Genomic DNA, 20,494 nt, shown 5'->3' on the forward strand with positions numbered 1-20,494 from the left:
GTGAAGAGACGTTCTAAACAGCGCACCGGATTCCCGACTCATTGTCGTCGCATGGTCTTCATGCAGCGCCGCTAACAGAGGCGCGCGAATGGTACTATCGCTTGAGGCAGCATGAGCAACGATGTCGACTTCGATCTTTCGCCGGACCAGTGGGAAGCCCTGCGCACACTTCGCAACCCGGTGTCGGGCGGTCGCCTCTCGAGGGCCTATCTTATCGAAAGTCTCGTCAAGTTCGGCCTCGTTGTCGTCAATGACGGCGTACCCGTGATGACGCCCACGGGACGCAAGGCGCTCGTGCGCGGATCGTGCCGGCTGCTGGATCTTGCGGCGTGACGATGCCCTTTGTTTCGGCGAAGGCATAAAGGCGGCATCCTCGCTCCCCACGCGATTGTTCGGCGAGATGGAGTCGCGCCCACGACACCAGAGCGACGTCCTGCGCCGCTTTCCGGAATTCTCCGCGACATTCTGGCACGGTTGTTGCTCCTGTTTGACGTCCAAGTCGCGTCAAACCGGGGGAATCCACCATGTCGACCATCACCGCGGCGCCCGCCGCCGAGCCGAAGCCGCTCTACACCTCGCTGTTCGTCCAGGTCCTGGCCGCGCTGGTGCTTGGCGTCATCCTGGGCATGGCCGCCCCGGATTTCGCGATCGGGCTCAAGATCCTCAGCGACGCCTTCCTGAAGCTGATCTCGATGATCGTGGCACCGATCGTGTTCTGCGTCGTCGTGCACGGCATTGCCGGCGCCGGCGACCTCAAGAAGGTCGGCCGGGTCGGCGTCAAGGCGCTGCTTTATTTCGAGGTCATGACGACCGTCGCACTCGTCGTCGGCCTGCTGCTCGCTTACCTCTTCGGCCCCGGCCACGGCATGAACATCGATCCCTCGACACTCGATGCCAAGGCGCTCAACACCTACGCCGACAACGCCCACAAGCTGTCCGGCGGCGGCATCGGCGCCTTCCTGATGAACGTGATCCCGACCACCTCCTTCGATGCGCTGTCGCGCAACGACGTGCTCCAGGTGCTGTTCTTCGCGGTTCTGTTCGGCGTCGGCCTCGCGCTCGTCGGCGGCGAGAAGGGCAAGCTCGTCACCACCATGATCGATGCCGCGTCCACCGTGCTGTTCCGCGTCATGGGCCTGATTGTCCGCGTTGCCCCGCTCGGCGTGCTCGGCGCGGTCGCCTACACCGTCGGCAAATACGGGGTCGGCTCGCTGAAGCAGCTCGTGTCGCTGGTGATGCTGTTCTACGTCTCGGTCGGCATCTTCGTGCTGGGCGTGCTCGGCGGCGTGATGGCGCTCGCCGGGATCAACATCCTCAAGTTCCTCGCCTACCTGCGCGAAGAGCTGACCATCGTGCTCGCGACCGCCTCCTCCGATGCCGTGCTGCCGCAGATCATGAAGAAGCTGGAGCGGATGGGCGTGAAGGATTCCGTGGTGGGTCTCGTGATTCCGACCGGCTATTCCTTCAACCTCGACGCCTTCTCGATCTATCTGACGCTCGCCGTCGTGTTCATCGCCCAGGCGACCAACACGCCGCTGTCCTTCGGCGACCTCCTGCTGGTTCTCGGCGTCTCCCTGATCACCTCGAAGGGCGCGCATGGCGTCCCGGGTTCGGCGATCGTAATCCTGGCTGCGACGCTCAATGCGGTGCCGAGCATTCCCGCGATCGGCCTCGTGCTGGTGCTGTCGGTCGACTGGTTCATCGGCATGGCCCGCGCGCTCGGCAACCTCGTCGGCAACTGCGTGGCGACGGTCGTGGTCGCGGCCTGGGAAGGCGATCTCGACCGCGCCAAGGCGGCCAAGGTGCTGGAGGGCGGCGAGCTGGTGGACGTGACGGCGGGTTAGCGCCCCGCTGGATCAGTCGTTCCATTGGAGGAGCGGCGTCCCATACGCCCTCCTCCAGACCGACAGGAAGCGCGGAAACCAGGAATGGGCCACGGCGCCCTTATAGGCCCAGGTGCGGTACTTCAGCCCCTGTTCCGAGATCAGCTCCTGATATCCGCCGTGCACTTCGGTCGCGGTGCGAATGTCCTTCAATATCCCTTGCGCGCAGGCCAGGTAGTGATCGCGGCCGGAGACCTCGTCGTAGTCGAGCATCCGGTCCGCGAACTCGACGTTGAACGTCGGCCAGGATGAGCGCCCCTGATAGGCGGGAGCCGCAATCTTGTGGATCATCTTGTTCCGCGGATTATCCGCGGACACCAGGAAGTGGAACGTAGAGGGTATGCGGAAGCGCGGCTCCGCGATGATCAGATCCGCCGTCGCCGCGAACAGCGCCCGCTCGCTCGCATCGTTCATATTCCAGAAGCCGCGATGCACGCTGACGAAATCCAGCGCGACCGAGGACACCGGCGATCCCTTTGGACCATCCAGCGAATGCCTGATGTAGCCGTCCCTGCCGAACAGACGGAGCAGGTCCTTCTTGTGCTGCGCGAGGCTGCGTCCGAGCAGCCGCTTCAGCTCGCTCTCGTCGACGATGCCGAGCTGCACGCTCCACACGAAGGTTGTGTAGACGCAGGCATTGGTGACAAAGCGCCTGCGCTCCGCACGGGTATCCGTTGCAGCGGAGCGGGGGCCACGGGCATCACACAGCAAATACCTGGTGCCGTCATCGTCGAACGGCTCCAGCTCGCTTGCGAGCTGCAGGATCGCACGCTTCAGGTCACCGCCATATTCGGCCAGCAGCAGGCGGCCGGCATGCGCGCATTGCGACATCGCCAGATAGGACGGCGCCCTCTGATCGGCCGAGATCATCTGCTGCAGGCCGGCCAGAATGCCGAGCAGCGTATCCGACGGGCGCGAGAAATAATTCACGCCGAGGTACCGACCGCGCCCCGCCGGAACGATGGTCGTCGTGACGACATCGGCGCGAACCGCCTCCAGCAGCAAACGGATGCTCTTGTCGAGCAGCCGGGCCCGCCGCACTGCGTCCTGCGCATCCATGATGGTCTCGGGGTCGAGGACATCAGGATAGAACCAGGCGAAGTCACGGGGATAATAGGCGGATGCGTGCGGCGCGCCGGTGACGAGGAAGGCCTCGGTCACCGAAAAGGCGCTGTCCATCGAGTGCCGGTAAAGGTCCTCGATCGCCGACAACGAATGGTGCGACTTTCTCAGGAATCGATCACCGAGAAAATTGACAGCCTGGAGGGCGTTGGCGAAAAAGGCCGCGGCCACGCCTTGGTAAAATCGGTTTCCGCGATCTGAGGGCAACGAGATATCGCTATTCATATATGGCTAGGGTAACTCCGATGGTGCGGCCACCACCCAAAGCATGGCTGATTCGTATTTCGTCCAGATGACGTACCGGCTTCCAGCGGGGCTTCTTCAGCCTACCCTTCCCGGGGCCTGAAATTCTCGATCACCCGCAGCAGCACCCGCGCACCGGCGTCGGCATCGGCGAGCTCCACATGCTCGTCCGGGTGGTGGCTGATGCCGCCGCGGCAGCGGACGAAGACCATGCCGACATCGGCGATGTCGATCATGGCCATGCCGTCATGCCCTGCCCCGCTCGGCAGCTCGAACACGGAGAAACCCTCCGCTTCGATCGCCTGCGCGATCTGGCCCTTGAGCCACGGCGCGCAAGGCGCGGTGCGGTTCTCGTGGGTGACGTCGAGCTGGAGGGCCAAGTGCCGGCGCTTGGCGATCGCCTCGATCTGGCGGACGATATCGGCGACCGCGCGCTTGCGGTGCATGTCGGTCGGCGCGCGCATATCGATGGTGAAGGACACCTCGCCCGGAATGACATTGGTCGCCCCGGGCCTCGCCTGGATGTAGCCAACCGTGCCGACAAGCCCACTCGCGTCGGTGCGGCAAAACTGCTCGATCGCCCCGATGCATTCGGCCGCGCCCGCGAGCGCATCACGCCGAAGCGCCATCGGCACCGTGCCGGCGTGCCCGGCCATGCCGGTCAGCCGCGCGGCAAGGCGCGTGGCACCGGCAATCGCGGTGACGACCCCGACAGGCAGGTCCTGCGCTTCCAGCACCGGCCCCTGCTCGATGTGCAATTCGAGATAGGCAAGCAGCTCGCGCCGCGTCCGCGCGGCCGCTCCGATATGATCGGGATCGAGGCCGAACTGCACGAGCGCATCGCGCATCGACACACCGTCGCGGTCGCGCGCATTCAAGACACTCTCGTCGAAGGTGCCGGCCACCGCACGGCTACCCAGCAAGGTCGAAGCAAACCGCACGCCCTCCTCGTCGGCAAAGCCGACGATCTCGATCGCGAACGGCAGGCGCTTGCCACGGCGATTGAGATCGGCAACGCAGGCAATCGCCGTGATCACGCCCAACGGCCCGTCCCATTTGCCGGCATCGCGTACGGTGTCGTAATGCGAGCCGAGCATCAGGCAGGGCGCACCGGGCCGCTCGCCTTCGTAGCGGCCGCAGACATTGCCGATCGCGTCAAGACGCGCGCTCATGCCGGCCTCGCGCATCCAGCTCAGAAGGAGGTCCGCCGCCTTGCGCAGCTCCTGGGTGAGATAGGTGCGGGTGAGGTTGTCGCCCGCTTCCGAGATCGCAGCCAGATCGTTGATCGCTCGCACGATCTCTTCGCCGAGCGATGCATTTTGAACGGCGTTGACGGCACTCATCTCGACGAGCTTTCTCTTCTCTGGACCGCGGCAGCGGCTGTCCTGGCGACAATCGGTACACGTTCGGCGGCACATCACGCACCAGCGCCCGTCTCAACCGGCGCGTGGTTAGCATGAATGCGCGTACGCGGCAGGCTGCGTCGCGCCGGTCATGCACAGGCGCGGCTCAACACCATAGTTTCATCCTTATCAGGGCCCGAGCGGCCCGCATAATCAATATTTTTCAATCGGTTATCCGGAAGATACCGTCAACGACCCCGGCCGGCTGGTCGAGATGCTCCACGCCGAATTCGTGTATGAAGGACGGGCCAGCGAAGCCGGTCGCGGACCGGCCGGCGCATGGCGGGGCACTGACCGCGGAGGATCGATGGCCAACGCATCCGAGCGCGACGAGCATTTTCTGCGTCTGTCCTTCGCGGTCGCCCGCCGCTCCCTCACCCATGGCAACCACCCGTTCGGCTGCATCGTTGTCGATGCGGGCGGCAAGGTGCTGATCGAGACCGAGAACGGCTACATGCCGGATCATGACGGCACCGCGCATGCCGAACGTCTCGCGGCCACCCAAGCCTGCCGCACACTCGGCCGCGAGGTGCTGGCGACAGCGACGCTCTATTCCTCGGCAGAGCCCTGCGCGATGTGCGCCGGCGCGATCTACTGGGCCGGCATCGGCCGCGTCGTCTACGGCCTCAGCGAGCATCGCCTGCGCGGTGTCACCGGCAACCATCCTGACAACCCGACGCTCGACCTGCCCTGCCGCGAGGTCTTTGCCAGCGGCCAGCGGCTGACCGAAGTCGTTGGTCCGCTGCTCGAGGACGAAGCCGCAGCGCTGCACGATGGCGTGTGGACGAAGTAGACACAAACTCCGATCAGTAGGGTGGCGATCAGAACTTCACGGTGATACCGGAGTAGAGCGAGGACTCGGTGCACGACCCCGTGCTCACCGTCCGGCCACCGACCGCCGTGGTACAGCCGACGGCAAGGTTGTGATCGAGACCGAACTTGTTCTGCCAGTAACGGTAAGCCACCCAGACGTCCACGAAGTGGGAGTATTTGTCACCCCAGGCGGCCTTCGAGGCATCGAAGGTCAGGCGGATCGGCTCCGAATTCAACTCGACCGCCGTGTTGTAGACGCCGTTCGCCGGGCTGTAGGGAAGCGGTTCGGTGTCGGTGCCCTTCTTGCCGTACCAGCCGGCGCGGCCGCTGATCGAGAAATATTGCATGTTCGGCGGCAGGAAGCCGAGATCCATGTAGTAATTGACCTCGACCGCCCAGGTCGGCTTGAACGAGGTGTTGCCGTCTGCAAGACAGGTCACGCCGGGAACGCCCGCACCGAACAGTCCGCACTGGCTGAACGAGTTGTGATTGGCGAACTCCCAGTACACCAGCGGTGCGACGTTGATGTAACCCTTGTAGGGCAGATCGAACGCAAACTGCAGACCGCCGACGACGTCGCGCTTGGCGGCGCCGAAATACCTGTTCTCGGTGTTGGCATCCATGCCGACCTCGAACGAGATGTTGTGAAGCGGCCCCGCGGTGAAGGTCTTGGTGTCGAAGAGCTCATTCCAGCCGAACGTCGATCGGAACAGCCCGTAGATCTCCGTTGCACCGGCGCAGTTTGCTGGCGCGCCGAAGATCGTGCCCGCGTTGGTGCAGGGCCCGGCCGGATCGTTGTGATCGGACTTGAACATCGAGATGGTGAAGAAGTTCGTGCCGTACGCCCAAGCGTCGAAATGCGTGAACGAGTAGACCTGCTTGGTGGTCTTGCTGTCGATCGACCCATCCGGCCGGAACGACCATGCACCGGGCTGCGAGGCGTTGAAGATGTAGGAGAAGGTGGCGCGGTTATCGATCACCAGGAAGAACGGGAGATCCGCCGCTTTCTTGGCAGCCTTGACCGGCAGATCCGCCGCCTGAGCCAGGCCACCGGTGGCCAACGTGGCAAGTGACAGCGCCGCTGCTGCAATTGCCCTGAAACGAAACGACATCCTGAATACCCCCAAGTGTGGACACGTCAATGAACGCCCTTGGGTGCGAGACTTGCGCCGATCTCCCGGAGGGAGAAGCCTCAACTTTTTTCAAGGCATGCCGCTTGTTTCGGCAAGGGGCGGCGTTTCTTCGTGGGATTTAGCAGGTTTTTTTCAGCGGGCACGCGACCGGCGACGCCGGCTATTGCCGGACATTCCCGTTTGATTTCGCTCTTCTTTCATACCGAGCGGACATTGCGGGCGCGATGGTCGGGAGCCAGTGTTGCGTCGATCCGCAGTGCATAAGCGCGATGGCGCAACTTTGCTCACTGCGACGTCAGGTCTGCATAGCGGGTTCCGATTTAGCTTGGACCGTCACAAATCTGCAACAGGCGCCCGCACCCGCATGCCCGAGCGCCGGCGTTTGAGCAGGGATCTTCGTCCCGGTCGGCGCAAGCGCACCGACACAAGGTGCCTGCCGACGCGTTGAGCAAGGGATGACGCATTTTCACACCTTACGCCGGGGTCCAAACTGGCCCACTATTGGGGCATTTCACCATGCAAGCGCATCAGCGAATGTTGGATTCGACACCTGACGGCCTGAATTCCGGCGAGTCCCCGCTGCTGCGGACGATCGGACTCACCAAACGCTACGGGGATTTCCTCGCCAACGATTCCATCGACATCGATATCCGGCCGAGCGAAATCCACGCCCTGCTCGGCGAGAACGGCGCCGGCAAGTCGACGCTGGTCAAGGCGATCTACGGGCTGATCCAGCCCAGCGCCGGCGAGATTCGCTGGCAGGGCCAACGAATCGTGCTGTCCGGTCCCTCCGAAGCCCGCAGCCGCGGCATCGGCATGGTGTTCCAGCACTTCTCGCTGTTCGACAATCTCACCGTCGCCGAGAACGTCGCGCTCGGCCTCGATGGACGAGAATCCTTCAAGGACATGTCGGCGCGGCTCGAGCAGGTGTCGAAGACTTACGGCCTTCCGCTCGATCCCAAACGCGAGGTCTGGCAATTGTCGGTCGGCGAGCGCCAGCGCATCGAGATCGTCCGCGCGCTGATGCAGGATCCGAAATTCCTGATCCTGGACGAGCCCACCGCCGTCCTGACACCGCAGGAAGCCGATCAGCTGTTCATCGTGCTGGAGCGGCTCAAGGCCGAAGGCCGCGCCATCCTCTACATCAGCCACAAGCTCGAGGAGGTGAAGCGGCTCTGCGACACCGCCACGATCCTGCGCGGCGGCAGGAAGGTCGAGACCTGCAATCCCCGGCGCGAGACCGCCGCTTCGCTGGCGCGCATGATGGTCGGCGGCGAGATCAAGCAGGTGAAGGCGGCATCCGGCCGGAAGATCACCGTTCCCCGTCTCGTCGTCAACGATCTTTCGCTCGCACCGAGCGAGGCGCATGGCGTAAGGCTCAAGCACATCTCGTTCGAGCTGAAGGGCGGCGAGATCCTGGGCATCGCCGGCGTCGCCGGCAACGGCCAGGACGAATTATTCGCCGCACTGTCCGGCGAGCGGTTGTCGAAGGATCCCGGCACCGTCGTGATCGAAGGCATTGCCGCCGGCCATCTCTCGATCACGGAGCGACGCAGGCTGGGAGCAGCTTTCGTTCCCGAAGAGCGGCTCGGCCATGGCACCGCGCCGCGCATGAAGCTCTCGGAGAACGCGCTGCTCACCGGACATGCCGCCAGCGGCATGGTCCATCGCGGCTTCATCAATACCGCCGCCACGCTGAAGACCGTCGACCGCGCGACCGAGACGTTCGACGTGCGCAAGGCCAAGCGCGATCCGGAAGCCGCATCCCTCTCCGGCGGCAATTTGCAGAAGTTCATCGTGGGACGCGAGATCCTGCGCAACCCTGCGGTGCTGGTGGTGAGCCAGCCGACCTGGGGCGTCGATGCCGGCGCTGCCGCCGTCATTCGCCAGGCGCTGCTTGATCTTGCAACCGCAGGGGCCGCCGTGCTCGTCACCAGCCAGGATCTCGACGAGCTCGCGGAGATCGCCGACCGCATCGCCGTGATGTTCCACGGCAAGCTGTCAGCACCGCTCGCGACCCGCGAGGCAACGCGCGAAAAGCTCGGCCTTCTCATGGGCGGCAGCAGCCTCGAGCCGAAGGAGGCCGCGCATGCAGCTGGTGCTTGAGAAGCGCGCCGAACGCTCGGGCACGATCGCGCTGGTCTCACCGCTGATCGCGATCGGCCTGACGGTCGTCACCATGGTCATCCTGTTCGCGATCCTCGGCAAGAATCCGCTGCTCGCGCTGCACGCCTATTTCATCGCGCCGCTCACTGACAGCTACTCGCTCCAGGAGATCGCGGTGAAGGCGACGCCGCTGGTGATGATCGCGATCGGGCTGTCGCTCTGCTATCTCGCCAATGCCTGGAACATCGGCGCAGAGGGCCAATTCCTGATCGGCGCAGTGGCAGGAAGCTGGATCGCGGTAAAGACGCAAGGCACCGATGCCGGCGCCTGGGTGCTGCCGGCGATGCTTGTGCTCGCAGCCGCCGCGGGCGCGCTCTATGCGCTGATCCCGGCGATCTGCAAGGTGAAGTTCGGCGCCAGCGAGATCCTGACCAGCCTGATGCTGGTCTATGTCGCCGACCTCTTTCTCGACTATCTCGTGCGCGGGCCCTGGCGCGACCCCAACGGCTTCAACTTCCCGACCACGGCCGAGTTCGATCCGGTGGCGACCGTCCCGTTGCTGATCGAGGGCGGCCGGCTACATCTCGGCTCGATCATTGCGCTTCTTGTCGTCGCCGCGGCCGCAATCCTGCTCGGGCGCACCCGCAAGGGATTCGAGATCCGCGTGGTCGGCGCAGCCCCCCGCGCGGCACGGTTCGGCGGCTTCAACGCCAATCGACTGATCATCCTGACCTTCGCGGTATCGGGCGCGCTCGCAGGGCTTGCCGGCATCATCGAGGTCGCTGGTCCCGTCGGACATCTCCAGCCTGGCATCTCCCCGGGCTACGGTTTTACTGCGATCATCGTTGCCTTCCTCGGTCGGCTGAATCCGCTTGGAATATTAATTGCAGGCCTTTTCCTTGCGTTGACCTTTATCGGCGGCGAGCAGGCGCAGATCGCGATGAAGATTCCGTTGGATGTCACCAAGGTCTTTCAGGGCATTCTGCTGTTCTACGTGCTCGCCTGCGATTCCCTGATCCTCTATCGATTCAAGCTGGTGTTCCCGAACCGAGAGGTGGCCCGTGGAGCTCATTGAAGCCATCATCCTGGCCGTGCTCGCCGCGTCCACGCCGCTCCTGATCGCCGCGACCGGGGAGCTCGTGACCGAGCGCTCCGGCGTGCTCAATCTCGGCGTCGAGGGCATGATGATCGTCGGCGCGGCCTGCGGCTTTGCCGGCGCCTGGCTCACCGGATCGATCTTCATCGGCGCGCTGTTCGGCATCATCGCGGGAACGATGATGTCGCTGATCTTCGCACTGATGGCCCTCGGGCTCGCCGTCAACCAGGTCGCGACGGGTCTTGCGCTCACCATCCTCGGCGTCGGGCTGTCCGGACTGATCGGCGCCGGCTTCGTCGGCGAGCGCATCACGCCGGCAATCCATCTCGTTATTCCAGGCCTTACCGACATCCCGCTGGTCGGGCGCGTGCTGTTCGGCGAGGATGGCTTCGTCTACTTCTCCATTGCACTCGTCGTCGGCGTCTGGTGGTTCCTGTACCGCACGCGCGCGGGATTGATCCTGCGCGCCTGCGGCGACAATCACCTCTCCGCGCATGCGCTCGGCTATCCCGTGCTGCGCATCCGCACCTGCGCCGTGATGTTCGGCGGCGCCTGCGCAGGCCTTGCCGGCGCTTATTTGCCGCTCGCTTATACGCCGTTCTTCATCCCCGGCATGACCGCGGGCCGCGGCTGGATCGCGCTGGCGCTGGTCGTGTTCTCGTCCTGGCGGCCGGGCCGGCTCGTGGTCGGCGCCTATCTCTTCGGGGCCGTGACGATCCTGCAGTTGCACGCGCAAGGCTGGGGCGTCGGCATTCCCTCGCAGCTCATGTCGGCGCTGCCTTATCTCGCGACCGTCATCGTTCTGGTCCTGCTCTCCCGCGCGCGCAGCGGCGGCTCGACCGCCCCGGCCGCGCTCGGCACCGTGTTCGTGCCTGACCGCTGAATTTCATTTCCGCGGCGCGCGCGATGGGGCGCGCGCGTTGCGCATGGTGGCTTTCCCCTGATGTTTGGAGATCGATGATGAGGAAATCCCTTCTTGCGCTGGCTGCCGGGCTTTTGCTGGCCGGAAGCGTCAGTGCAGCCTCCGCCGCCGACAAGCTCAAGGTCGGCTTCATCTATCTGGGTCCGATCGGAGATTTGGGCTGGACTTATCAGCACGATCTCGCGCGGCAGGCGCTGGTGAAGGAGCTGGGCGACCAGATCGAGACCACTTATCTGGAGAACGTGCCTGAAGGCCCCGACGCCGAGCGCTCCATCGAGCAGCTCGTCCGCGCCGGCAACAAGCTGATCTTCACGACGTCGTTCGGCTACATGGATCCGACGCTGAAGGTCGCCAAGAAATATCCGAACGTGCATTTCGAGCACGCCACCGGCTACAAGCGCAATCCGAACATGTCGACCTATTCGGCCAGATGGTGGCAGGGCCGCTACATCCAGGGCCTGATCGCAGCCAGGATGACGAAGTCCGGCGTGCTCGGCTATATCGGCTCGTTCCCGATTCCGGAGGTCGTCTCCGGCATCAACGCGACGATCCTGGCGGCGCAAACCATCAAGCCTGACATCAAGGTCAAGATCATCTGGGCCAACACCTGGTTCGACCCCGGCAAGGAGGCCGACGCCGCCAAGGCGCTGATCGACCAGGGCGCCGACGTGATCATGCAGCACACGGATTCGCCAGCCGCGATGCAGATCGCCAGCGAACGCGGCAAGCTCGCCTTCGGCCAGGACTCCGAGATGATCAAGTTCGGGCCCAAGACCCAGCTGACCTCGATCCTCGACACCTGGGGCCCCTACTACATCGAGCGCGTCAAGGCCGAGCTTGCCGGCACCTGGAAGTCCCAGGACAGCTGGGGCGGCCTCGACAGTCACATGTTCGCGATGGCGCCCTATACCAACATGCCTGACGACGTGAAAAAATTGGCTGAGGATGCCCAAGCCGCGATCACCGCAGGCAAGCTGCATCCGTTCAAATGCCCGATCGTTGGGCAGGACGGCAAGCCGGTCGAGTGCAAAGGCGGCGATCACCTCGACGACGGCCAGATCCTCGGCATGAATTTCTACGTGAAGGGCATCGACGACAAGCTTCCGGGCAAGTAGCACGCTTCTTGCTTTGACTAATTCACCTGCTCCTCCCGGAGGAGGTTCGGAGGGGGTGGCCAGAAGCACCCGGCACTTGTGGTCGCCCCCTCTTTCATCCCATCCGCATGGCCCGCGCCGCCGAACTGTGGCGGCGAATGAGATCAACGACATCGAGGCCCGGGATCGCACCGTCGATCACGGCCCATTGTCCCGCCACCATCACCCGGTCGGCCCGATGCGCTCCGCACAGCACCAGCGCGGCCAAGGGGTCGCCATGACCGGAGAAGCGCAATTCGTCGAGCCTGAACAGCGCGAGGTCGGCTGCCTTGCCGACGGCGATCTCGCCGAGTTCCGGACGGCCGACGCAGGCCGCCGACCCCTTGGTCGCCCAGCGCAGCGCATCCTTGTGGCTGACCCTGGTTACGCCGTAGCGCGCCCGTTGCAGCAGGAAGGCGGCGCGGACCTCCTGCATCAGGTTCGAGCCGTCGTTGGAGGCTGAGCCGTCGACACCGATGCCGATGCCGACGCCGGCCTCCTCCATCTCGCAGACAGGACAGCAGCCGGACGCCAGCAGCTGGTTGCTGCACGCGCAATGGCTGATGGTCGTCTTGGCCTTGCCGAGCCGCTTCATCTCGTCGGCGTTGAAAAATATGCCGTGGGCGAGCCAGGTTCGCGCATTGAGCCAGCCGCATTGCTCGAGATAATCGAGCGGACGGCAGCCATACATCTGCTGGCAGAAATTGTTCTCGTCCTCGGTCTCGGCGAGATGGGTATGCAGGCGCACGTCGAGCTTGCCGGCGAGATCGGCGGTGGCGCGCATCAGCGACGTCGTCACCGAGAACGGCGAGCACGGCGCCAGCGCGATCTGCACCATCGCATCCGCGCCGCGCTGGTGATGCCTGGCAACCACGCGCGCGCTGTCGGCGAGGATCGTGTCCTCGTCCTGCACCACGCTGTCAGGCGGCAGGCCACCGTCCCGCTGCGACAGGTTCATCGAGCCGCGCGTCAGCAGCACCCGCATTCCGAGACGCTGCGCCACGGCGACCTCGATATCGACGGCGTCTTCGAGGCCCGCGGGGAAAACGTAGTGATGATCGGTCGTGGTGGTGCAGCCCGAGAGCAACAGCTCGGACATCGCCACGGTGACGCCGAGCTCGAGCGCCTCGGGCGTCAGCCTCGCCCACACCGGGTAGAGCGCCTGGAGCCAGGGGAACAGCTCGCGGTCCATCGCCGCCGGCAGTGCCCGGGTCAGCGTCTGGTAAAAATGGTGATGGGTGTTGATCAGGCCCGGCAGCACGACATGTTCGCTCGCATCGAACACCGCGACGTCAGCGGTTGCTGGCGTGCCGCCCGCCGGCACGAGCTCGACGATGCGGCCGTCCTTCACCACGACCCCGCGCGCGGCACCGTCGGCGAGGATGGCCAGCGGACCCCTGATCCAGATCGGCTTTGCGTCGCTCATGATCCCGCTTCTACCTTACATCCGCTGACAGGCCAGCCAGATAAACGCCGGCCCGGCCACCTTCCCGCGACGACTTGTTTGTTGCGACTTGGCTCCGGTCTTGCAAGACTCATCGGCGCGATTCACCCGGCGGGGACGTTGGCGCAGCCATGGATTTGAATACCATCACGACGGTCGCCCATCCGCAAACGCGAGCGCAATTGCCGGCCTGGACGGCAGGCGACGCCTGGCTCGCGGGCGGCACCTGGCTGTTCTCGGAGCCGCAGGTCCATCTGAAGCGGCTGATCGATCTGACCGACCTGAAATGGCCGGCGCTGACGATCACGGACAAACATCTCTCCATCGCCGCCACGTGCACGGTCGCGCAGCTCGATGGACTTGCCTGCCCGCCCGACTGGCTCGCCGCGCCGCTGATCAACCAGTGCTGCCGCGCCTTCCTTGCGTCCTTCAAGATCTGGAAATCCGCGACTGTCGGCGGCAATCTCTGCATGTCGCTGCCGGCCGGACCGATGATCTCGCTCACCGCAGCGCTCGGCGGCGTTTGCACCGTCTGGAAGGCCGGCGGCGGCGAGCAGACGATTCCTGTCGTCGAATTCGTCACCGGCAACCAGCGCAATCGCCTGACGCCGGGCGACCTGCTTCGCCAGATCGACATTCCGATCGCCGCGCTGAAGCGCCGCACGGCGTTTCGCCAGATCTCGCTGGCGCCGGTCGGCCGCTCGGCGGCGCTCCTGATCGGCAGCCTTGATACCGACGGCACGCTGACGCTCACGGTCACCGCATCGACGGTGCGGCCGATCCAGCTGTCCTTTCGCCGGGCCCCGGACGCGAGCGTGCTGCGCGATGCGATCGTCCAGCAGATCACGGACGATCTGTACCACACCGACATCCACGGCCAGCCGCTCTGGCGCAAGCATATGACATTGCGGCTCGCCGAAGAGGTTCGCCGCGAGCTGCTGGGGGCAAGGCCGTCATGAGCTTCGAGGTCAACGGCAAGCCGTTTGCGCAGGAGCCGCGCGCCGGGCAGTGCCTGCGCACGTTCCTGCGTGAACTCGGCCATTTCGGCGTGAAAAAGGGCTGCGATGCCGGTGACTGCGGCGCCTGCACCGTGCTGCTCGACGGCGAGCCGGTGCACAGCTGCCTGATCCCGGCGTTCCGGGCCGAGGGACGGACTGTAACCACGATCGAAGGTCTTGGCGGAGACCACGGCACGCATCCGATGCAGCAGGCCTTCCTCGATGCGCAGGGCTTTCAATGCGGCTTCTGCACCGCCGGCATGATCTTGACCTGCGCCTCGCTGAACCAGGCGCAGCGCACCGATCTCGGCGCGGCGCTGAAGGGCAATATCTGCCGCTGCACCGGCTATCGCGCGATCGAGGATGCATTGCTCGGCAACACCAATGTCGAGGCGAGCGTCGAGCCCGGCGCCGCGTTTGGCCGCAGCCTGCCGGCGCCCGCAGGCCCCGACATCGTGCGCGGCAACGCGCGCTACACCTTCGACACCGCCATCGACGGCCTGCTTCACGTCAAGCTGGCGCGCTCGCCGCATGCCCACGCCAGGATCGTCGCGATCGACAAGTCGGACGCCCTTCGCGTTCCCGGCGTGCACGCGGTGCTGACGCATGAAGACGCACCTTCGATCCTGATCTCGACCGCGCGGCACGAGATGGACTGGATGGACCCCGAGGACACCCGCGTTCTCGACGACGTCGTGCGCTTCATCGGCCAGAGGGTTGCTGCAATCGTCGCCGAAAGCGAAGCCGCCGCCGAGGACGCCTGCCGCCGGCTGAAGGTCGAGTACGCGATTATGCCTGCGCTGATCGATCCGGAGCAGGCGATGGCGCCGGGTGCGCCCATCATTCATCCCGACCGCACCGCCGCGAACCGCATCGCCGATCCCCAGCGTAACCTCGCTGCGGAAACGCATGGCGAGTTCGGCGACGTCGCGGCGGCGCTCGCGACATCTGTCGTCACCTACGAGGGCACCTTCCACAGTCATCGCGTGCAGCATGCGGCGCTGGAGACCCATGGCGGCCTCGCCTGGCTCGATGCCTCGGGCGTGCTCAACGTCCGCACCTCGACACAGGTCCCGTTCCTGACCCGGCGCGCGCTGTCGGATATCTTCAAGCTTCCTCCCGACAAGGTCCGCGTGTTCTGCGAGCGCGTCGGCGGCGGCTTTGGCGGCAAGCAGGAGATGTTCGTCGAGGACATTCTGGCGCTCGCTGCGCTCAAGACGGGACGTCCGGTGAAGCTGGAGCTCACACGCGAGGAGCAGTTCATCGCGACCTCGACGCGGCACCCGATGCGGGTCCACATCAAGGCCGGGGCGGATGCCGACGGCAAGCTCACCGCGCTCCAGCTCGACGTGCTCTCCAACACCGGCGCTTACGGCAATCACGCCGGCCCGGTGATGTTCCATTCGCTGTCGGAGTCCATCGCGGTCTACAATTGCCCGAACAAGCGGGTGGACGGTTACGCGGTCTACACCAACACGGTACCGGCGGGCGCGTTTCGCGGCTATGGCCTGCCGCAGACGCTGATCGCGATCGAGGCCGCGATCGACGAGCTGGCAAGGCAGCTCGGCATCGACCCCTACGAGATGCGCCGGCGCAACATCGTCAGGAACGGCGATCCCATGCTGTCGCCGCCGCCGTCCGAATTTCACGACGTGCTCTACGGCTCCTACGGCCTCGACCAGTGCCTTGACCTCGTCGAGCGCGCGATGCAGGCCGATGGTCCGCAGCCGGACCTGTCGCCGGACTGGCTGATCGGTGACGGTGTCGCGCTGACCATGATCGACACCGCGCCGCCGGCGGGCCACCTCGCCGACGCCATGATCGCGCTGCGTGAGGACGGCGGTTTCGATCTCACCGTCGGCACCGCCGAATTCGGCAACGGCACCAGCACCGTGCATCGGCAGATCGCGGCAACGACATTGGCAACCACCGTCGACAGAATCCGCCTGCGCCAGTCCGACACCGCCCATGGCGGCCACGACACCGGCGCCTATGGCAGCGCGGGCATGTTCGTCGCCGGCAAGGCGACCCATGCGGCTTCCCTGCAGCTTGCGACCGAATTGAAGGCGGCCGCCGCCGGCGCGTGGCTGTGTGACATCGGGAGCTGCGTGCTCGAGGACAACGCAGTCGTCAGCGGCGTCCGGCGCATGTCTTTTGCGGAGCTGGTGAAGCTCGCGCGCGAGCGCGGGCAGCCGTTCGCAGGCAGCGGTAATTCCGAGGGAACGCCGCGTTCGGTCGGCTTCAACGTCCAGGGTTTTCGTATCGCCGTGAACAAGGCCACCGGCGAGCTCAGGATTCTCAGGAGCGTCCACGCCGCGGACGCCGGAGTGGTCGCCAATCCCATGCAGTGCCGCGGTCAGGTCGAAGGCGGCGTCGCGCAGGCGCTCGGCGCCGCGCTCTACGAGGAGATGGTGATCGACGCCCAGGGGCGCGTCACCAACCCGAAATTCCGCGACTACCACCTGCCCTCCTTCGCGGACGTGCCCCGCACCGAGGTCTTCTTCGCCGAGACGTCCGATACGATCGGACCGCTAGGGGCGAAGTCGATGAGCGAAAGTCCGTACAATCCGGTCGCCGCCGCGCTCGGCAACGCGATTGCGAACGCCACCGGCATCCGCTTCACCGCGCCGCCCTTCAAGCCGGACCGGCTGTTCCCAGCGCTGCAGGCGAAGTTCGGCGACTAAATCGCGATGCGATTAGGATGAATCGTCATCGCGCTTTGGGTTGTTGTTTAAGCATGATCTTTTCGGAAAACCGCTGCGCACTTTTCCGGATCATGCTTTAGCTGCCGCGATAGGTCGAATAGCTCCACGGCGTGATCAATAGCGGCACGTGATAATGCCCCTCCGGCTCGCTGACCGCGAAGCGCAGCGGGATCTCGTCGAGGAACGGCGGGTCGGACAGGGGCACGTTGCGCTCGGCGTAATATCTGGCGACGCTGAATTTGAGCTCGTAGCGGCCGATCGGCAGCGGGCGACCGCCGATCAACGGCTGATCGGTGCGGCCGTCCGCATTGGTGACCGCGCGCGCGATCACACGGCTCTCGCCGAGGCTGGCGAGCTCCACGAGCTCAATCGGGATACCGGACGCCGGCTTGCCCGTGTGATTGTCCAACACATGCGTCGACAGCCGGCCGTGCACCTTAAGCCTGTCATCGGACATGACGAGCTGATCCAGCCGCAGCGCAGAGATGCGGCCGATCTCCTCGATTGCGCGCCGCACCTCTGTCTTGGCGATATTGCGTAACCTGATCTCGAAGTCGCGCAGCACGGAATCCCGGGTGTGGCGGCGCACGCAGACGATATAGGGGAAGCCGAACTTGTCCCGATAGGCGCTGTTGACGCGCTCGAACGCCGCGTATTCAGCCTCCGACAACCTGTCGAGGCCGGCGCTGTTCTGCTCGTCGGTCGAGTCCACCGTCAGCCCCGCCGCGCGCTGGGTCTTGCTGGCGAGATCGGGATGCGCCCGGATCAGCGCCAGCTGGACGTCGGGTTCAGCGCTCTGGATCGCCGCCATCAGCGCTGCGTGCAACTGGTTGATGCCGGCGAACGGCCGCTTGGCGGCGAGCTGCTCAGCGATCCACGGCGAATATTCGACGACATTGCCGAGCGCCGCGACGAAATCGGCTTGGCTTGCGGCATTGAGGTCGGCGAGCGAAATTCGCGGCATCGTCCTCAACCGATCTCGAACGCAGTGGCAGCGAGATGCGCATGCCTGTCGTGCCAGTGCTGGGCGATCTGCAATCGCGTCGGCACCCAGACGCGCTCGTGCTTGCCGATATAATCGAGAAAGCGCATCAGGCCGGCAGCGCGGCCGGGCCGGCCGGCGAGACGGCAATGCAGGCCAACCGACATCATCTTCGGCGCGGTCTCACCCTCGACGTAGAGCACGTCGAAGGCGTCCTTCAGATAGGTGAAGAACTGCTCGCCCTCGGCAAAGCCTTGCGGGTTGATGAAGCGCATGTCGTTGGCGTCTAACGTATAGGGAATGACGAGCTGCTTGCCGCCCGCGCCCTTGACCCAATAGGGCAGATCGTCGGCATAGGAGTCGCAGAGATAGAGGAAGCCGCCCTCCTCCATCAGCAGACGGTTGGTGTTGATCGAGGAGCGCCCGGTGTACCAGCCGAGCGGCCGCGATCCGGTGGCCTCAGTGTGGACGCGGATCGCCTCCGCGATCTCGGCGCGCTCCTGCGCCTCGGTCATGTCCTTGTGCTCGATCCATTTCAGGCTGTGGCTGGCGATATCCCAGCCGGCCTCCTTCATGGCGGCGACGATTTCAGGGTTGCGCTTCAGCGCGGTGGCGACGCCGAACACGGTGGTCGGCCAGTTGCGCGCTGTGAACATCCGCCACAGCCGCCAGAAGCCGGCGCGCGAGCCATATTCGAACATCGATTCGATATTGGCGTGGCGCTGGCCCGGCCAGGGCTGTGCGCCAAGCACGTCGGACAGGAACGCTTCCGAGGCGCGATCGCCGTGCAGGATGTTGTTCTCGCCGCCTTCTTCGAAATTGACGACGAACTGCACCGCGACCCGCGCGTTGCCGGGCCACTCGGGGTGCGGCGGGTTGCGGCCGTAACCGCGGAGATCGCGCGGGTAGCGTGCGTCAGTCACTCAGACTTCCTCGAAGCGGATCGGCAGCGCGCCCTTCCACAGCACGCTCTTGCCCAGCGTCGCCAGATTCTCCAGGCCCGAAGTCAGCGTGATGAAGTGGTTGCCGGCGAGCTGGCCCATCTTGCTGGCGAAGTGCACGCCGCCATAGGCCAGCAGGATCTCGGTCTCGCTGATGCCGCCGGGATAGAGGATGATCTGGCCCGGCGCGGGATAGCTGGTGTGGTTCTCGTAGCCGACGCCGAAATCGAGATCGCCGAGCGGCATCCACACGCCCTCGCCGCTCCAGCGCACATGGATGATGTGGCTTTCGAACGGCAGTGCCTTGCGAAAGGCGGCGACGGTCTTGGGTGCCAGTTGCTCCTCGAAGCGGGCATCGAAGGTGAAGTCGCCGGCACGGATAACGAGTTTGCTCATCTCATCTCTCTGGATCGGGGCCGGTGGCCCCACGGATCATTTTCAAGCAAAGAGCACTCCCGACAGTTTCGCGCAAGGGGCGCGGACGCGTCACCTGCGGTCGTAGGACCAGCCGAAAATGCCGCTCTGCCGCGTCTGTGGTTCCGGCTCGGCGGCCGGCGGAGGGGCTTCCTTCAGCTCCGCCCGCGGCGGCGGCAGGTTTTCGCACGTCATGGAGTAGACCAGCTTGCCGTCGGCGGTACGCCCGATCGGGGCACAGGGATCGGGATGTCCGGCCGCGGTCTTCGGCGCCAACTTGACTTGCGCGGCCGCCGGTGAGGCCAGCAGCAGCAGGACCAGCAGATATCTCGACATCGTTGTCGCCTGAAAGCTCGATTGGCCCATTGAACCGGATTGGGGCGGGCAAGTCCATCGGCGCCAGAGGGCGCGATTGCCGAATATTTAGCCGGCATGTGCTAGCTCTGCGGCGCACCGTCATTGCAATGCGCCAGTGCGCATCCCAGCGGCAGTGCCGTCGGGTGGGCAAAGGCGCACAGCGCCGTGCCCACGATCTCTCTCCATAAGCAACAAGGCGTGGGCACGCTTCCGCTTTGCCCACCCTACGAGATCGAGATTGTGGCACGCAGCTCGGCTCGCAGACACGCCTTCGCATTCTCGCGGCTCAATTCGCCCGAGCTTTGCTTGGTCTCGCTACCCTCCAATCCAAGAGGGCGCAGGGAAGGCCGGGTGCTGGCTCGCACCCGCGGTCCGCTGCGCGAAATGCACACGCAGAAAGAACCGCACAGCAGCATACAGGTGGTGCCGATCACTCGGCCTTCCCTGCGCGATGGTTGGACGGCTTATGCCGTGCTCTCCCGGGAGCCGAGTTCCCTCTGGCCTCCCTCGCCGTTCGAATTGACGATGCCGTCCGCCCGGTTGGGCTCGCGCGCACCTTCGAAAGGCTTGACCGTAGCAACGACGGCCAGGACCACACGGTTTTGCCGTACGCGTTCAGCGTCGCTCGTCCGCACGCGGTTTCGGGCTCACAGGGACTACCCGCCCTGCCCGCTACCATCTCGTGCCGACGCTGCCGCGTCCACCGCAAGCCCGGCTCGCGAAACGTGACGACGCGCGATCGCCCCTCAAGGTCAAGCCGGGATGAGCGATACATACGCCGAAACCGAATTTCGGTAAA

Annotated in this window: 17 protein-coding genes; 9 read left to right on the top strand and 8 right to left on the bottom strand. The window is 65.0% G+C overall.

Going from position 1 to position 20,494, the window contains the following annotated elements; all coding sequences use genetic code 11:
- Positions 1-111 precede the first annotated feature (111 nt).
- The gene (locus tag AABA86_RS11050; protein ID WP_212250297.1) at positions 112-333 is read left to right on the top strand and encodes a hypothetical protein; all 222 of its coding nucleotides are present in this window, start codon (positions 112-114) and stop codon (positions 331-333) included.
- A 191-nt stretch (positions 334-524) separates the two neighbouring features.
- Entirely contained in the window at positions 525-1,844 is a 1,320-nt protein-coding gene (locus AABA86_RS11055; protein WP_212250299.1) for a dicarboxylate/amino acid:cation symporter, read from the top strand.
- Between the two features lie 12 nt (positions 1,845-1,856).
- Here AABA86_RS11055 and AABA86_RS11060 read toward each other — a convergent pair whose 3' ends face one another.
- Entirely contained in the window at positions 1,857-3,230 is a 1,374-nt protein-coding gene (locus AABA86_RS11060) for a hypothetical protein (RefSeq protein WP_338306712.1), read from the bottom strand.
- Between the two features lie 101 nt (positions 3,231-3,331).
- Positions 3,332-4,591, bottom strand: coding sequence for an allantoate amidohydrolase (locus AABA86_RS11065; protein WP_338306713.1), 1,260 nt, complete (start codon positions 4,589-4,591; stop codon positions 3,332-3,334).
- A gap of 367 nt (positions 4,592-4,958) precedes the next feature.
- Here AABA86_RS11065 and AABA86_RS11070 point away from each other — a divergent pair, with 367 nt between their 5' ends.
- Positions 4,959-5,444 (top strand): nucleoside deaminase, encoded by a 486-nt coding sequence (locus AABA86_RS11070; protein ID WP_338306714.1) that lies wholly within the window; start codon positions 4,959-4,961, stop codon positions 5,442-5,444.
- 28 nt (positions 5,445-5,472) lie between these two features.
- Here AABA86_RS11070 and AABA86_RS11075 read toward each other — a convergent pair whose 3' ends face one another.
- The gene (locus AABA86_RS11075; RefSeq protein ID WP_338306715.1) at positions 5,473-6,576 is read right to left on the bottom strand and encodes a hypothetical protein; all 1,104 of its coding nucleotides are present in this window, start codon (positions 6,574-6,576) and stop codon (positions 5,473-5,475) included.
- A gap of 537 nt (positions 6,577-7,113) precedes the next feature.
- On the opposite strand from AABA86_RS11075, the gene AABA86_RS11080 reads away from it, so the two are divergent.
- The 4 genes from AABA86_RS11080 to AABA86_RS11095 all read left to right on the top strand — a co-directional run bounded on the left by AABA86_RS11080 (position 7,114) and on the right by AABA86_RS11095 (position 11,836).
- Positions 7,114-8,703: an ABC transporter ATP-binding protein gene (locus AABA86_RS11080; RefSeq protein WP_445083457.1), complete on the top strand. Its 1,590-nt coding sequence runs from the start codon at positions 7,114-7,116 to the stop codon at positions 8,701-8,703.
- A complete protein-coding gene (locus tag AABA86_RS11085) occupies positions 8,687-9,778 on the top strand; it encodes an ABC transporter permease (RefSeq protein ID WP_338306717.1) in 1,092 nt (363 codons plus the stop codon). The genes AABA86_RS11080 and AABA86_RS11085 overlap by 17 nt, the downstream gene beginning before the upstream one ends.
- Positions 9,765-10,682 (top strand): ABC transporter permease, encoded by a 918-nt coding sequence (locus AABA86_RS11090; RefSeq protein WP_338306718.1) that lies wholly within the window; start codon positions 9,765-9,767, stop codon positions 10,680-10,682. The genes AABA86_RS11085 and AABA86_RS11090 overlap by 14 nt, the downstream gene beginning before the upstream one ends.
- A 77-nt stretch (positions 10,683-10,759) precedes the next feature.
- Positions 10,760-11,836 (top strand): BMP family ABC transporter substrate-binding protein, encoded by a 1,077-nt coding sequence (locus AABA86_RS11095; protein WP_212250309.1) that lies wholly within the window; start codon positions 10,760-10,762, stop codon positions 11,834-11,836.
- Positions 11,837-11,930: 94 nt separating this feature from the next.
- Here the strand turns inward: AABA86_RS11095 and AABA86_RS11100 are convergent, their stop codons facing one another.
- A complete protein-coding gene (locus AABA86_RS11100) occupies positions 11,931-13,280 on the bottom strand; it encodes an 8-oxoguanine deaminase (RefSeq protein ID WP_338306719.1) in 1,350 nt (449 codons plus the stop codon).
- 149 nt (positions 13,281-13,429) lie between these two features.
- On the opposite strand from AABA86_RS11100, the gene AABA86_RS11105 reads away from it, so the two are divergent.
- Positions 13,430-14,257, top strand: a complete 828-nt coding sequence (locus AABA86_RS11105; RefSeq protein WP_338306720.1) for an FAD binding domain-containing protein — start codon at positions 13,430-13,432, stop codon at positions 14,255-14,257.
- Positions 14,254-16,980, top strand: coding sequence for a molybdopterin-dependent oxidoreductase (locus AABA86_RS11110; protein ID WP_338306721.1), 2,727 nt, complete (start codon positions 14,254-14,256; stop codon positions 16,978-16,980). The genes AABA86_RS11105 and AABA86_RS11110 overlap by 4 nt, the downstream gene beginning before the upstream one ends.
- A gap of 97 nt (positions 16,981-17,077) precedes the next feature.
- Here the strand turns inward: AABA86_RS11110 and uraD are convergent, their stop codons facing one another.
- The 4 genes from uraD to AABA86_RS11130 all read right to left on the bottom strand — a co-directional run bounded on the left by uraD (position 17,078) and on the right by AABA86_RS11130 (position 19,674).
- A complete protein-coding gene (uraD, locus tag AABA86_RS11115; RefSeq protein WP_338306722.1) occupies positions 17,078-17,965 on the bottom strand; it encodes a 2-oxo-4-hydroxy-4-carboxy-5-ureidoimidazoline decarboxylase in 888 nt (295 codons plus the stop codon).
- A 5-nt stretch (positions 17,966-17,970) separates the two neighbouring features.
- Positions 17,971-18,906: an allantoinase PuuE gene (puuE, locus tag AABA86_RS11120; protein WP_338306723.1), complete on the bottom strand. Its 936-nt coding sequence runs from the start codon at positions 18,904-18,906 to the stop codon at positions 17,971-17,973.
- Positions 18,907-19,320: a DUF3830 family protein gene (locus tag AABA86_RS11125; protein ID WP_014493672.1), complete on the bottom strand. Its 414-nt coding sequence runs from the start codon at positions 19,318-19,320 to the stop codon at positions 18,907-18,909. It lies immediately after the preceding gene.
- Positions 19,321-19,410: 90 nt separating this feature from the next.
- Positions 19,411-19,674 (bottom strand): hypothetical protein, encoded by a 264-nt coding sequence (locus AABA86_RS11130; RefSeq protein WP_212250322.1) that lies wholly within the window; start codon positions 19,672-19,674, stop codon positions 19,411-19,413.
- Positions 19,675-20,494 lie beyond the last annotated feature (820 nt).

The sequence above is a fragment of the Bradyrhizobium sp. TM233 genome, from assembly GCF_036247965.1.
Classification (GTDB): Bacteria; Pseudomonadota; Alphaproteobacteria; order Rhizobiales; family Xanthobacteraceae; genus Bradyrhizobium; species Bradyrhizobium ottawaense.

What these genes read in the sequence shown, in the direction of transcription:
- AABA86_RS11110 (WP_338306721.1), top strand. Translation starts at nt 14,254, where the DNA reads ATGAGCTTCGAGGTCAACGGCAAGCCGTTTGCGCAGGAGCCGCGCGCC.
- AABA86_RS11085 (WP_338306717.1), top strand. Translation starts at nt 8,687, where the DNA reads ATGCAGCTGGTGCTTGAGAAGCGCGCCGAACGCTCGGGCACGATCGCG.
- uraD (WP_338306722.1), bottom strand. Translation starts at nt 17,965, where the DNA reads ATGCCGCGAATTTCGCTCGCCGACCTCAATGCCGCAAGCCAAGCCGAT.
- AABA86_RS11070 (WP_338306714.1), top strand. Translation starts at nt 4,959, where the DNA reads ATGGCCAACGCATCCGAGCGCGACGAGCATTTTCTGCGTCTGTCCTTC.
- AABA86_RS11055 (WP_212250299.1), top strand. Translation starts at nt 525, where the DNA reads ATGTCGACCATCACCGCGGCGCCCGCCGCCGAGCCGAAGCCGCTCTAC.
- AABA86_RS11095 (WP_212250309.1), top strand. Translation starts at nt 10,760, where the DNA reads ATGAGGAAATCCCTTCTTGCGCTGGCTGCCGGGCTTTTGCTGGCCGGA.
- AABA86_RS11060 (WP_338306712.1), bottom strand. Translation starts at nt 3,230, where the DNA reads ATGAATAGCGATATCTCGTTGCCCTCAGATCGCGGAAACCGATTTTAC.
- AABA86_RS11075 (WP_338306715.1), bottom strand. Translation starts at nt 6,576, where the DNA reads ATGTCGTTTCGTTTCAGGGCAATTGCAGCAGCGGCGCTGTCACTTGCC.
- AABA86_RS11050 (WP_212250297.1), top strand. Translation starts at nt 112, where the DNA reads ATGAGCAACGATGTCGACTTCGATCTTTCGCCGGACCAGTGGGAAGCC.
- AABA86_RS11065 (WP_338306713.1), bottom strand. Translation starts at nt 4,591, where the DNA reads ATGAGTGCCGTCAACGCCGTTCAAAATGCATCGCTCGGCGAAGAGATC.
- AABA86_RS11125 (WP_014493672.1), bottom strand. Translation starts at nt 19,320, where the DNA reads ATGAGCAAACTCGTTATCCGTGCCGGCGACTTCACCTTCGATGCCCGC.
- AABA86_RS11130 (WP_212250322.1), bottom strand. Translation starts at nt 19,674, where the DNA reads ATGTCGAGATATCTGCTGGTCCTGCTGCTGCTGGCCTCACCGGCGGCC.
- AABA86_RS11080 (WP_445083457.1), top strand. Translation starts at nt 7,114, where the DNA reads ATGCAAGCGCATCAGCGAATGTTGGATTCGACACCTGACGGCCTGAAT.
- AABA86_RS11100 (WP_338306719.1), bottom strand. Translation starts at nt 13,280, where the DNA reads ATGAGCGACGCAAAGCCGATCTGGATCAGGGGTCCGCTGGCCATCCTC.
- AABA86_RS11105 (WP_338306720.1), top strand. Translation starts at nt 13,430, where the DNA reads ATGGATTTGAATACCATCACGACGGTCGCCCATCCGCAAACGCGAGCG.